General features: G+C 54.4%; 11 protein-coding genes and 1 tRNA gene. 5 read left to right on the plus strand and 7 right to left on the minus strand.

Annotation, left to right across the window (positions count from 1 at the left end; genetic code table 11):
• Positions 1-32 precede the first annotated feature (32 nt).
• The 5 genes from ACYP03_RS07965 to rpsU all read right to left on the minus strand — a co-directional run bounded on the left by ACYP03_RS07965 (position 33) and on the right by rpsU (position 4,799).
• A tRNA-Ile gene (locus ACYP03_RS07965) sits at positions 33-108 on the minus strand.
• A gap of 220 nt (positions 109-328) precedes the next feature.
• Positions 329-2,173 (minus strand): RNA polymerase sigma factor RpoD, encoded by a 1,845-nt coding sequence (gene rpoD / locus ACYP03_RS07970; RefSeq protein ID WP_248141498.1) that lies wholly within the window; start codon positions 2,171-2,173, stop codon positions 329-331.
• Positions 2,174-2,265: 92 nt separating this feature from the next.
• The gene (gene dnaG, locus ACYP03_RS07975) at positions 2,266-4,020 is read right to left on the minus strand and encodes a DNA primase (RefSeq protein WP_330960439.1); all 1,755 of its coding nucleotides are present in this window, start codon (positions 4,018-4,020) and stop codon (positions 2,266-2,268) included.
• 95 nt (positions 4,021-4,115) lie between these two features.
• Positions 4,116-4,559: a GatB/YqeY domain-containing protein gene (locus ACYP03_RS07980; protein ID WP_248141496.1), complete on the minus strand. Its 444-nt coding sequence runs from the start codon at positions 4,557-4,559 to the stop codon at positions 4,116-4,118.
• A gap of 24 nt (positions 4,560-4,583) precedes the next feature.
• Positions 4,584-4,799, minus strand: coding sequence for a 30S ribosomal protein S21 (gene rpsU / locus ACYP03_RS07985; protein WP_002537656.1), 216 nt, complete (start codon positions 4,797-4,799; stop codon positions 4,584-4,586).
• A gap of 217 nt (positions 4,800-5,016) precedes the next feature.
• On the opposite strand from rpsU, the gene tsaD reads away from it, so the two are divergent.
• Complete coding sequence (tsaD, locus tag ACYP03_RS07990) at positions 5,017-6,033, plus strand: tRNA (adenosine(37)-N6)-threonylcarbamoyltransferase complex transferase subunit TsaD (protein WP_459779181.1); 1,017 nt, start codon at positions 5,017-5,019, stop codon at positions 6,031-6,033.
• Between the two features lie 54 nt (positions 6,034-6,087).
• On the opposite strand, the gene plsY is transcribed toward tsaD, so the two are convergent.
• On the minus strand, positions 6,088-6,696 hold the full coding sequence (gene plsY, locus ACYP03_RS07995) for a glycerol-3-phosphate 1-O-acyltransferase PlsY (RefSeq protein WP_459779182.1): 609 nt from the start codon (positions 6,694-6,696) through the stop codon (positions 6,088-6,090).
• A 255-nt stretch (positions 6,697-6,951) separates the two neighbouring features.
• Here plsY and folB point away from each other — a divergent pair, with 255 nt between their 5' ends.
• From folB to ACYP03_RS08010, 3 genes are all read left to right on the plus strand, one after another.
• Complete coding sequence (gene folB, locus ACYP03_RS08000; protein WP_459779183.1) at positions 6,952-7,308, plus strand: dihydroneopterin aldolase; 357 nt, start codon at positions 6,952-6,954, stop codon at positions 7,306-7,308.
• The gene (gene folK / locus ACYP03_RS08005; protein WP_248141492.1) at positions 7,301-7,783 is read left to right on the plus strand and encodes a 2-amino-4-hydroxy-6-hydroxymethyldihydropteridine diphosphokinase; all 483 of its coding nucleotides are present in this window, start codon (positions 7,301-7,303) and stop codon (positions 7,781-7,783) included. The genes folB and folK overlap by 8 nt, the downstream gene beginning before the upstream one ends.
• Positions 7,784-7,887: 104 nt before the next feature.
• On the plus strand, positions 7,888-8,694 hold the full coding sequence (locus ACYP03_RS08010; RefSeq protein ID WP_248141491.1) for an undecaprenyl-diphosphate phosphatase: 807 nt from the start codon (positions 7,888-7,890) through the stop codon (positions 8,692-8,694).
• A gap of 121 nt (positions 8,695-8,815) precedes the next feature.
• On the opposite strand, the gene ACYP03_RS08015 is transcribed toward ACYP03_RS08010, so the two are convergent.
• Entirely contained in the window at positions 8,816-10,036 is a 1,221-nt protein-coding gene (locus ACYP03_RS08015) for a multifunctional CCA addition/repair protein (RefSeq protein ID WP_459779184.1), read from the minus strand.
• 103 nt (positions 10,037-10,139) lie between these two features.
• Between ACYP03_RS08015 and ACYP03_RS08020 the strand changes: the two genes are divergently transcribed.
• Complete coding sequence (locus ACYP03_RS08020) at positions 10,140-12,386, plus strand: AAA family ATPase (RefSeq protein WP_459779185.1); 2,247 nt, start codon at positions 10,140-10,142, stop codon at positions 12,384-12,386.
• The last annotated feature ends 48 nt before the right edge of the window (positions 12,387-12,434 follow it).

The following is a 12,434-nucleotide window of genomic DNA, read 5'->3' on the forward strand; positions in this document are numbered from 1 at the left end:
TACGGATTTCTCCATAAGCCTTATCAAGAATCTGGTGGCCCCTGACAGACTTGAACTGTCGACCAAGCGATTATGAGTCGCCTGCTCTAACCACTGAGCTAAGGGGCCAAATGTGCAGGTGATTATATGGGAAGGGTAGAGTAAAGTCCACCGGACCTGAGGGAGGTTTTGTTTGTTTCTTAGGCAGTTAAATCATCGCTCAGCCCTTGTGCGGCAAGGGATGTGAGGCAGGTCACGCTGTGTTGCAAGCAAAGTAAAAGCGGGCTGAAATGGCCCGCTTTGTCGTTTTATTTTTCGGTTTCAACGTCTGGCGTAGAAACTAATCTGCTTACTCGTCGAGGAAGCTACGCAGCACGTCGGAACGGCTTGGGTGGCGCAGTTTACGCAGAGCTTTGGCTTCAATCTGACGGATACGCTCACGGGTAACGTCGAACTGCTTGCCGACTTCTTCCAGTGTGTGGTCCGTGTTCATGTCGATACCAAAACGCATCCGCAGTACCTTGGCTTCACGAGGCGTCAGGCCAGCCAGCACTTCGTTGGTTGCCGCACGCAGGTTAGTTGCGGTGGCTGAATCCATCGGCAGCTGCAGTGTGGTATCTTCAATGAAGTCGCCCAGATGTGAATCTTCATCATCACCGATTGGCGTTTCCATTGAGATTGGCTCTTTGGCAATCTTCAGCACTTTGCGGATCTTGTCTTCCGGCATCTGCATGCGTTCAGCCAGTTCTTCCGGCAGTGGTTCACGGCCCATCTCCTGCAGCATCTGACGAGAGATACGGTTCAGTTTGTTGATGGTTTCGATCATGTGAACCGGGATACGGATGGTCCGCGCCTGGTCAGCAATCGAACGGGTGATGGCCTGACGGATCCACCAGGTCGCATACGTCGAGAACTTGTAACCACGGCGGTATTCGAACTTGTCGACCGCTTTCATCAGACCGATGTTCCCTTCCTGAATCAGATCCAGGAACTGCAGGCCGCGGTTGGTGTATTTCTTGGCAATCGAAATGACCAGACGCAGGTTCGCCTCAACCATTTCTTTCTTGGCGCGACGGGCCTTGGCTTCACCAATCGACATACGACGGCTGATGTCTTTGATTCGCTCAATGGACAGGCCGGTTTCGTCTTCCAGCATGCGCAGTTTGGTGGTCGCACGACGAAGATCTTCTTCATAGTTCTTCAGACGCTCAGCATAAGGCTTGCCGGAGTTCAGTGCTTCATCAATCCACGCAGAAGAAGATTCATTACCGCTGAACAGCTGAACGAAGGTTTTCTTCGGCATCTTGCTGTTGTCGACACACATACGCATGATCAGGCGCTCATTGGTGCGCACTTTATCCATGGAATCACGCAGTGAGCTGACCAGGCGGTCAAACTGTTTCGGGATCAGACGGAACTGTTTGAAGACTTCGGACAGTTCTTCAATGGCGACTTCGGTATCTGCATGATGACGGCCATTTTTGTTGATCGCAATGGCCATTTTTTCATAAGACACACGCAGCTCTTTGAACTTCTCGCGTGCAACTTCCGGATCGATGCTGCCGTCATCTTCATCGGCGGAGCTATCGTCGTCATCGTCTTCCAGATCTTTGTCTTCGTCTTCCAGATCTGATTCGCTGAGCTCAGAACCGATGTGCGTTGCTGTCGGTGCAGTCGTCTCTTCTTCGTTAGGGTCCACGAAGCCTGAAATGATATCAGTCAGACGCAGTTCTTCTGCTTCGACCTTGTCAAACTGCTCCAGCAGGTGCGAGATGGCAGACGGGTACTCAGCAACAGAACACTGAACCTGATTGATACCATCTTCGATACGCTTGGCGATGTCGATTTCGCCTTCGCGGGTCAGCAGCTCAACCGTACCCATTTCGCGCATATACATGCGAACCGGGTCGGTGGTACGGCCAATTTCACTTTCTACGCTCGATAGTGCCTGAGCCGCCGCTTCAATGGCGTCTTCGTCGGCATTATCTTCAGTCATCATGAGTTCATCGGCATCAGGGGCGGTTTCCACCACCTTAATACCCATGTCGTTGATCATCTGAATAATGTCTTCAACCTGATCAGAGTCAACAATGTCTTCTGGCAGGTGGTCATTAACTTCGGCATAGGTCAGATAGCCTTGCTCTTTGCCCTTGGCAACAAGCAACTTTAGCTGTGACTGCGGATTTTGCTCCATAGACGATATCCAACTTAGGGTCTGAGTGAGAAAAAAGAATGCAGAAATGCAAACCAGTAATTATAACAAATGTCAGAATTGTTGACTACTTTTTAGTCGGGGCGATTCAACAGCAATAGCTGGAGCTCCCGCTTCTCTTCGACTGATAAGCCGACGGTGTTCGATTTAGCCTGCAACTTCTCAATTTGTTGGGTGACGCACTGATCGATAACTTTATCCATCGCGTCAAAAAATACAGTATGTAAACTGCTTTCGTCGTTGCCGAGAGGAATATCCCAGGTGGCGAGCCGCGCCATCAGCTGTTCTTGTTCCGTTTCTCGCCAATCTTCAAGTAACTGTCCAGTTGTGATATTGGGACGAAGTCGACATTTATCAACTATTGTCAGCAATAATTTTAGGCCGGCCAGTTCAATGCCGACAAAGTCCCCGGTGTTCAGCTCCAGCTCAGAAGCAAAGCCTGGGTTCTGCAGCAACAGGGCAATCGCCACCCGCATCGGGGTACGCTTGATTGCAGGTTGCGCGATGCGAACCGGTTTGTTGTCGCCGTGTTCGCTGATGAGTTGCCTGAGCTGCTCCTCATCCGGAAGACCGAGTCTTTGACCCAGAACTTTCCTTAAGTATAGCCGCAGGGTACCGCCCGGGACCTTGTCAATCAGGGGCACAGCCAGCGTACTTAGCTTGGCTTTGCCTTCCCGGCTGCTGGTATCGACCTGCTGCAACAGTGTTGAGAACAGGAAATCAGACAGCGTCATCGCTTCACTGATTTGCTGCTCAAATGCTTCTTTCCCGTACTGGCGAACATAACTGTCCGGGTCTTCGCCATCGGGCAGGAACATAAATTTCAGTTGGCGGCCGTCGGAGAGATAGGGCAGTGCCTGCTCCATCGCCCGCCAGGCGGCATCCCGTCCGGCACGGTCACCGTCATAACAACAGACCACGGTACCGGTTTGCCGGAACAAATTCTGCATATGATCGCCGGTGGTTGAGGTGCCCAGAGAGGCAACCGCATAGTCGACGCCGTACTGCGCCAGTGCGACCACATCCATGTAACCTTCGACGACTAAAATTCGCTCAGGTTCCCGGTAGGTCTGCATCACCTGATACAGACCATAGAGCTCGCGTCCTTTGTGGAAAATCGGTGTTTCCGGCGAGTTCAGATATTTGGGTGTCCCGTCACCCAGAACCCGGCCGCCAAAACCAATGACTCGGCCGCGGCGGTCGTGGATCGGAAACATAATCCGGCCACGGAAGCGGTCATAACGTCGGCCCTGATCGTTTTCAATCAGCATACCGGCACTGACCAGATCTTTCTGAGCCTGCTCGGTCCGGCCGAAGCGCTGGCGCACCAGATCCCACTGATCCGGGATATAGCCAATGCCAAACTGCTTGACGATTTCGCCCGACAGGCCACGCCCTTTCAGGTAGTCAATTGCAACCTGTGCTTCATGCTGTCGAAGCTGGGACTGATAATATTGGGCGACCTGACCCATCAGGTCATAAAGACTTTGTTTTTCCTGTCGTTTCGCCGGGCTCTGGCCGCTGCCCTGTTCACGGGGCACTTCAAGGCCAAGCTGAGACGCCAGATCTTCCACCGCTTCAACAAAATCGAGGCGGTCAAACTCCATCACGAAATCGAGGACGTTGCCTTTGGCACCACAGCCGAAGCAATAATAGAACTGTTTGTCCGGGCTGACAGAAAAAGAAGGGGTTTTCTCATTATGGAACGGACAACAGGCGCCGTAGTTCTTCCCCTGTTTCTTGAGTTTCACCCGCGCATCAATGACATCCACAATGTCATGTCGTGCGATGAGATCGTCAATAAACGAACGGGGGATTTTGCCTGCCATACAATGAGTGTTACCTGAAATTTGTCCGGGAGAGATACAAACAAGCCGCGCGTTCCTTGGAGGATAGCACGGCTTGCTGTAGAGCTGGGGCAGTATTAACCGAGTTTGGCTTTCACCAGTTGGCTAACTTTCCCCATATCGGCACGACCCTGAAGCTGTGGTTTGAGCACAGCCATCAGTTTACCCATGTCTTGCATCGTGCTGGCACCAGTGCTGGCAATTGCTTCATCCAGCAGAGCGGCAACTTCGTCGTCGCTCAGTGGCTGAGGCATAAATTCCTCAAGCACGGTAATTTCAGCAAGCTCGACATCGGCCAGATCCTGACGGCCTGCAGCCTCATACTGAGCTACAGAGTCACGACGCTGTTTTACCATTTTCGTCAGTACTGCCACGATGTCGTCGTCGGTCAGAGTGATCTTCTCGTCGACTTCACGTTGTTTGATAGCAGCCAGAACCAGACGGATAGCACCCAGGCGGGCTTTATCCTTTGCCTTCATGGCGGCTTTCTGTTCGTTCTTAATACTTTCGATCAGGGCCATTACGCTGTCCTTGTTCTCTGTAAATTAGTACAGACGAACGCGACGTGCGTTTTCGCGAGCCAATTTTTTCAGGTGACGCTTAACTGCCGCTGCTTTAGCGCGCTTACGTACAGTTGTTGGCTTTTCGAAGTGCTCACGACGACGAACTTCAGAAAGGATACCTGCTTTTTCGCAAGAGCGCTTGAAACGACGTAGAGCTACGTCGAACGGTTCGTTTTCACGTACTTTGACTACTGGCATGTAATACTCACCTCAGAGTGATTCGGTTAACGCTGATGATCTAAATTATCAGCTGATTAAAAATGGTGCGAAATTCTAATCTGATCCGGGGCCATTTGTAAAGTATTCTGCAAGCCAGAACTGGTGAAATTCTGTCAACAGCGGTAACATGCCCCTCCGACGTTCCGCACCGGCTAACGGCTTTCGTTAGTAAGTATATATAAGTATAGAGGTTGATATGCGTATCCTGGGCATCGAAACGTCCTGTGATGAGACAGGCGTGGCGATTTACGATGATGAGAAAGGCCTGCTGGCTCATGAGTTGTACAGCCAAGTCAAGCTGCACGCCGACTATGGTGGTGTCGTGCCTGAGCTGGCCTCAAGGGACCATGTCAAAAAGACTATTCCGCTGGTAAAACAGGCACTGGCGGATGCCGGTCTGACACCGGCCGACCTCGACGGTGTGGCTTATACTGCCGGACCGGGTCTGGTGGGCGCATTGCTGGTTGGTGCAACGATTGGCCGCAGTCTGGCCTATGCCTGGAACCTGCCGGCTGTGGCGGTCCATCATATGGAAGGCCACCTGCTGGCGCCGATGCTTGAAGATAATCCGCCGGAATTTCCGTTTGTCGCGTTGCTGGTGTCCGGCGGCCACACCATGATGGTGGAAGTGAAGGGCATCGGTGAATACCGCATTCTGGGCGAGTCGATTGACGATGCGGCCGGTGAAGCCTTTGATAAAACGGCCAAACTGATGGGACTGGATTATCCGGGCGGACCGCTGCTGTCGAAACTGGCCGATCAGGGCACGTCGGGTCGTTTTACGTTTCCGCGTCCGATGACGGATCGTCCGGGGATGGATTTCAGTTTTTCCGGTCTGAAGACCTTTGCGGCGAATACCATTCGCGCCAATGACGATGATGAACAGACCCGGGCGGATATTGCCTGTGCTTTCCAGGAAGCGGTGGTGGATACGCTGGCGATTAAATGTAAGCGTGCTCTCAAAGAAACCGGCTTTAAGCGTCTGGTGATTGCCGGGGGCGTCAGTGCCAACAGGCACCTGCGTTCCGAACTGGCGAAACTGATGGAAAGTCTGGGCGGGGAAGTGTTCTATCCGCGGACTGAGTTCTGTACGGATAACGGCGCCATGATTGCATATGCGGGCATGCAGCGTCTGAAAAATCAGGAAATCATGGACCTCGGCGTGAAAGCCCATCCGCGCTGGCCGATTGATACCCTCAAGCCATTGCGCTGATCCCTTTCACGGTACCAACCGGGGCCGTGAACTCCGATGAACCGCCAGAAGAACTCAGGATTTCGGCTGGCGGTTAAATTTATGCCAGATCTTATATTCTTTGCCGTCGAGCAGGCGGCGGACATTCTCGTGGTGACGGAGAATAATCAGGCAGGACAGCATGGCTACCGGCATGGTGTACTGAGGCTTGACCCACCAGGTAAACATGGGGGCCAGCAGTGCTGTAATCATAGATGCCAGTGATGAATAGCCGCCGATGAGTGCCACAATCACCCAGGTCGCAATCAGCATACCGCTGAGATCCCAGCCAATCGGTGCCAGTGCCCCCAGTGCAGTGGCCACGCCTTTACCGCCCCGGAAATGGAAGAAAATAGGGTAGATATGCCCCAGACAGGCCGCGATACCGATGACGCCCAGCAAAAACGGATTGATTCCTAAAAAGTAGCTGAGCCACACCGGCAGCATCCCTTTGAGGATATCGCATACCAACACTAGCGCAGCGGCGCCCCGGCCGCCAAGACGAAGCACGTTGGTGGCTCCCGGGTTGCCTGAACCGCTGTCGCGCGGATCCGGCAGGCGGAACAGGCGGCAGATCAGCACCGCACTGGAGATCGAGCCCAGCAGATAAGCGGCAATGATGATCAGCAACACCAGTGGCGTCATAGCGGCTCCTGTTGATTCGTGACGGCATCGTCGTTCGGATAAATTGGGGGTTCACCTCATACCACGTCTGATGACATTCTTCCTGACAGCTGTGGTATAGTGCCTCCACTTGCAGGGGCCCGCTGCATGATTGCGACGGGAAACCCGCATTCAGTCATCAAAAGTGACAGTTCAGTCCCGATAATACGCACTTTTGCTCACATTGGGTATCCGACCTCTGGGGTAAATTATCCCTAAATAATTTAGCGATGGAACATGGATTCAGTATTTATCGAACATCTTGACGTGATCGCCTCAATTGGCGTGTACGATTGGGAACAGGAAATTAAGCAGAAACTGGTGTTGGATCTGGAAATGGCCCATGACAATCAGCCAGCCGCCCGGGCTGATGATGTTGCCCTGGCTCTGGATTATGCTGCCGTCAGCCAGGTCGTCACCGAGTTTGTAGAGCAGGGACGTTTTCTGCTGGTCGAGCGAGTCGCAGAAGAAGTTGCCAGCTTGATCATGACACAATTCCAGGTGCAATGGATTCAGGTCAGAGTGACCAAACCGGGTGCGGTACCGAATGCCCGTGGCGTCGGTGTGGTAATTCAACGGGGATGCCGTGACTGAGGTTTACATCAGTATCGGCAGTAATATCGACCGGGAGCGCTCTGTGCGTGCAGCAGTGTCTGAGCTCAGACAACTGGGAACCGGATTTCGTGTGTCGCGCATTTATGAAGCGGAGCCGGTTGGTTTTGAAGGACCGAATTTTTTCAATTGTGTGGTGGCATTTAACACCGAGCTCTCGCCGTCTGCCCTGCAAACACAATTGAAAACGCTGGAGCTGCAGTACGGCCGTCAGCCGGATGCGAAAAAAAACCAGAGCCGGACGCTGGATTTGGATCTGCTGCTTTACGGTGATCTGATCCGTGCGCAGTCGCCCGTCTTACCTCGTGATGATATTTATAAGTTTGCTTTCGTGTTACAGCCGCTGATGGAGCTTTGCCCGCAGCAGGTTGTACCGGGAGATGGCAGAACCGTGGCAGAGTTGTGGCAGGCTTTTGATCAGCCGCAGGTGCTCAGACCGGTCGTCATGGAAATTTGACCTGAATTTGCCGGATCCGCAGGAACCGACGCAGAATCCTGCGGTCAATCTGTTGGTGAATTTAAATAACAAGGTCGGCAGACCGCAAAAAGTAAAGGAAAGCAATGAGTCATTTTGAAGCATTCATGTTGGCATTGATCCAGGGACTGACGGAGTTTTTGCCCATCTCCAGTTCGGCGCACCTGATTTTGCCATCTCAGGTCTTTGGCTGGGCCGATCAGGGACTGGCATTCGATGTTGCGGTACATGTTGGCACACTGGCTGCCGTGGTGCTCTACTTCCGCAAAGAAGTGGTTTCATTGCTGTCGGCTTGGGTGAACTCCATTTTCACCCGGAAGTGCTGCCGGGAAGCCACTCTGGCCTGGATGATTGTGCTGGCAACCATTCCTGCCTGTGTTTTTGGTTTCTTTATGGCGGATATCATCGAACACTACCTGCGCTCTGCGTGGGTGATTGCGGTGACGACCATCGTGTTTGGTCTGCTGCTGTGGTGGGTGGATCGTCGGGCACCACAGAATATCGATGAATATGCGGCCGATCCGAAGCGCTCACTTTATATTGGTCTGGCGCAGGCTGCCGCGATGATCCCGGGTACGTCCCGTTCTGGTGCCACTATGACTGCAGCCCTGTATCTGGGATTCACCCGTGAAGCGGCGGCACGATTTTCATTTTTAATGTCTATTCCGATTATTGTCCTGGCGGGCACTTATCTGGGCACGAAACTGGCGGAGAGTCCGGTGCCGGTTGATTTCGGCGGACTGGGGATTGGTTTGGCCGTCTCGTTTGTCAGCGCCTATGCCTGTATTCACGTCTTTCTGAAGCTGGTCACGCGTTTGGGCATGTTCCCATTCGTCATTTACCGTCTGCTGCTGGGGGCCGGATTGATTGCCTTCCTGATGAGCCAGCAGTAATCGAGATGTGGTTTGAATGAAATGAAGCCGGACTTTTCGTCCGGCTTTTTTATGTGCGGCTGAATGCGAAGAGGCACGTTTCGAAGTCTTGCAACCTCACAGAACCGTCTGCCTGGGTTGTCTATCGTCCCAGCACCAGAGCTGCGGCTTCGCAGCGACGTGCGGCCAGCTGCTCTTTAATCTCGGCACCCTTGTAACCCGCAGCAACGATTGGTTTGACTTCGACTGCCTGTGCGGCTGCAAATACTGTCAGTAATACATCGGCCTGCGGATAAGGATCATCCTCAAAGCCTGTCCGGCCGCGCACATCAGCCCGGCAGCACAGCGCCAGCTGTTCCACCCGCTCTGGTTTTCGCCACGCGTCAATCTGGTCAAAAATCTTAATGAAGGTGGCAGGGCGCAGCGCATTCGCATTGTGGACTTTGGTGTGCTGGGCACACACCATTAACGCCGCATCGCGGTAATGATTCGGGATTCTCAGTCGCTGGCACAGACTGCGGATCACATCCAGCCCGAGCTGACAGTGCAGTTTATGGCTCGGCAGCTCAGCCACCGGAGAGAGGGCTTTACCGAGGTCATGGACCTGAGCGCAGAACCGGATCACCGGGTCCTTACTCAGCAAAGCTGCCTGATAAGACACCATCAGGGTATGAATGCCGGTATCTATTTCCGGATGCCATTTGGCAGGCTGCGGCACGCCGAAGAGGGCATCAATTTCCGGCATCACCACACCCAGCGCACCACACTGGCGAAGCACGGTCAGGAAGATGTTCGGACGTTCCGTCGACAGCGCACGTTCCCATTCCTGCCAGACCCGTTCCGGGGTCAGGGCTTCCAGCTCTCCTTCAACCACCATTTCTTGCATCAGGGACAGGGTTTCCGGAGCCACGGTAAAGCCCTGCGGCGCAAACCGGGCAGCAAAGCGGGCGACCCGCAGTACCCGCAGCGGGTCTTCCACAAATGCCGGAGAAACATGGCGGAGCTGGCGTTTTTCCAGATCATGCTGACCCTGATAAGGATCGATCAGCGATCCGTCTTCCGCTTCGGCGATGGCATTGATCGTCAGATCCCGACGCATCAGATCCTGTTCCAGCGTGACATCCGGCGCGGCATAGCATGTAAAGCCGGTGTAGCCTCTGCCTGCTTTTCGCTCGGTACGGGCCAGCGCATATTCTTCTTTGGTTTTCGGGTGCAGAAAGACGGGAAAGTCACTACCTACCTGGCTGAAACCCTGATCCAGCATTTGCTGCGGGGTGGTGCCGACAACAACCCAGTCTTTGTCTTTGACGGGCAGGCCTAACAGCTTGTCCCGTACAGCACCACCAACCAGATAAATCTCCACTTTTCTCTCCTAGTCTTTTGTCAGTCTTGCCCCCGAAGGGTATACAATCGGTGTCACGAACGCTAATGTATCTCAGTTATTTTACTTCATCCCGGACGAAGACATGTACACGGCATTTTTTGGCCTGACAGAAGCCCCGTTTTCTATCGTGCCCAGTGCACGGTTTCTCTATCTCAGTGACCGCCATCGTGAAGCGCTCAATCATCTGCTGGCCGGACTGGCCGACGGCGGCGGGTTTGGCCTGCTGACCGGCGAAGTCGGCACGGGTAAAACCACGGTCCTGCGCGCGCTGCTCTCAAAGCTGGGCGATGATACCCAGGTTGCCGTGGTGCTCAATCCGGCCTTGTCGGCCCATGAACTGCTCGAAAGTATCTGTGATGAGCTGGGGCTGCCCGCATCGCCTGAAGACAGCTACAAGATATTAACCGACCGCCTTTATGATCATCTTAAAGCCAACGACTCGGCCGGAAAGCATACACTGCTGCTGATTGATGAGGCGCAACACCTGCTGCCGGATGTGCTGGAGCAGTTACGGTTGCTGACCAATCTCGAAACAGATCAGCGTAAGTTACTCAAGGTGGTGCTGGTGGGGCAGCCGGAACTGCAACAATTACTGCAGCAGCCGGGGCTGCGGCAACTTGCCCAGCGGATTACCTCCCGCTATCACCTGTTGCCGCTGACCGAAACTGAGGTTGCTGCGTATGTCCGGTTCCGGCTGGATCAGGTTGGCTGTGCCCATCCGGTATTTACCCCTCCGGCGCTGAAAGCCGTTGCGAAGGTCTGTCATGGGATCCCCCGCCAGATCAATCTGGTGTGTGATAAGGCCATGCAGATGGCCTGCCGGGACAGCCGGTATCAGATTACGCCGGAACACATCAAACAGGCCAGTGAACTGGCGCTGGGCTGGGCCGTGCCGCAGCCTGTCGCTGGCAGCAGAACAGGTAAGGTGAAACCGGGCTGGGTCATTGCCGGGATCCTCGCGCCTTCGCTGGTCGCTGCCGGTTACTTCGGCGGCGGGTGGCTGGCTCGGGAGCAATTGGGAATCACCCCGCAGGAGCCAGCAGTAGTTGCTGTGAAGCGCTCGTCTGAACCCGTCTCCGCCGAAGCAAAAGCGGCCGCTGCGCAGACAGCTCTGGAACAACGCTGGCAGCAGTTAGTGGCACTTCAGCCGGACGAAAGAGAGGCAATGCAGACGCTTTACCGGCTCTGGGGGTATGAGGTGACACCGAATCAGGCCAACTGTCTCAGCAGTCAGCGGATCGGGCTGACCTGTCAGCAAAACAAAGGCGATCTGGCGCAACTGGGCCTGATTAACCGTCCTGCCGTTCTGCCTCTGACCGGGGAGAACGGTGAGACATTTTATGCTGTGCTGTACGCACTGTGGCCGGGAGAAGCTGAGCTGATGCTGGGCGGTGAGCGGATTCGGGTCAGCCGCGAATGGTTACAGACGCATTGGCAGCAGGATTACACCCTGATGTGGCGGGCTCCGATGGGAGAAAGCAGCAGTATTCGTTACGGGCAGCAGGGCACACGCGTTGCCTGGTTGGATCAGCAGCTCAATCGCCTGCTGGGCGAGCCGGGAACGGCCAGCCGTCAGTTCGATCAGGGGGTGCTGGATAAGCTTCGTCGCTTCCAGCGCGCACAGGGACTGTATCCGGACGGGATTGCCGGGCCGATGACCCTGATGGTGCTGGATACCGCACTGGCCTTGCCTGGACCGACGCTCTATCAGCAATACCGGACTGATGCCGGACCGGATGACAGCACCTATGCGGTGACTTTTCTGCCGATGCCCCGGCTGGTCACGGAATCTTTGCCGGATCTGACGTCAGCCGGATATACAGTGGCGACTGGTCCGTCTCCGGTGCCGTCGGAGCCGGTCGTCCACGAGGTTTCGCCGGAAGGTGATATTGCAGACCGTCAGCAAAACAGCTGGGATCTGGATAAACTGGATCTTTCCGGGCTGTCTCCTGAGCTGGCCAGTCGGCTGCACCAGGCGATTGAGGCCACGGATCAGGAAGACAAGCAACCATCGCTGATTGATGAACGGGCCGTTGCCAATCGCGCAGCTCAGCCGGAAGTCTCTGCAGCGCCGGATGAAGACGTCATGACCGTCGCCGATCTGCCGCGACAGGTCCAGAAACGTTTGCCGGCCATTGACCTGCAGACGCATATCTACTCTTCAAGTGCCAACAGCCGCTGGATCAAAGTGAATGGCCGTGAAGCCTATGAAGGGGATGAAATTGCCCCTGGTGTGACGCTGGAGCGGATTGAGTCCCGGAAGGTGGTACTGAACTTTGAGAATACACGATTTGAGATGGCAGCACTGTCGCAGTGGCCGGCAGGTTAAAATAGAAAACAACGCATCTCAGGCACATTATCGCAGACAGAAAAAAGG

The organism is Photobacterium sp. R1 (assembly GCF_054600795.1).

Excerpts from the sequence above, each read along its gene's own strand:
- tsaD (WP_459779181.1), top strand. The coding sequence starts at position 5,017 with ATGCGTATCCTGGGCATCGAAACGTCCTGTGATGAGACAGGCGTGGCG.
- folB (WP_459779183.1), top strand. The coding sequence starts at position 6,952 with ATGGATTCAGTATTTATCGAACATCTTGACGTGATCGCCTCAATTGGC.
- plsY (WP_459779182.1), bottom strand. The coding sequence starts at position 6,696 with ATGACGCCACTGGTGTTGCTGATCATCATTGCCGCTTATCTGCTGGGC.
- ACYP03_RS08010 (WP_248141491.1), top strand. The coding sequence starts at position 7,888 with ATGAGTCATTTTGAAGCATTCATGTTGGCATTGATCCAGGGACTGACG.
- rpsU (WP_002537656.1), bottom strand. The coding sequence starts at position 4,799 with ATGCCAGTAGTCAAAGTACGTGAAAACGAACCGTTCGACGTAGCTCTA.
- dnaG (WP_330960439.1), bottom strand. The coding sequence starts at position 4,020 with ATGGCAGGCAAAATCCCCCGTTCGTTTATTGACGATCTCATCGCACGA.
- ACYP03_RS08020 (WP_459779185.1), top strand. The coding sequence starts at position 10,140 with ATGTACACGGCATTTTTTGGCCTGACAGAAGCCCCGTTTTCTATCGTG.
- ACYP03_RS07980 (WP_248141496.1), bottom strand. The coding sequence starts at position 4,559 with ATGGCCCTGATCGAAAGTATTAAGAACGAACAGAAAGCCGCCATGAAG.
- rpoD (WP_248141498.1), bottom strand. The coding sequence starts at position 2,173 with ATGGAGCAAAATCCGCAGTCACAGCTAAAGTTGCTTGTTGCCAAGGGC.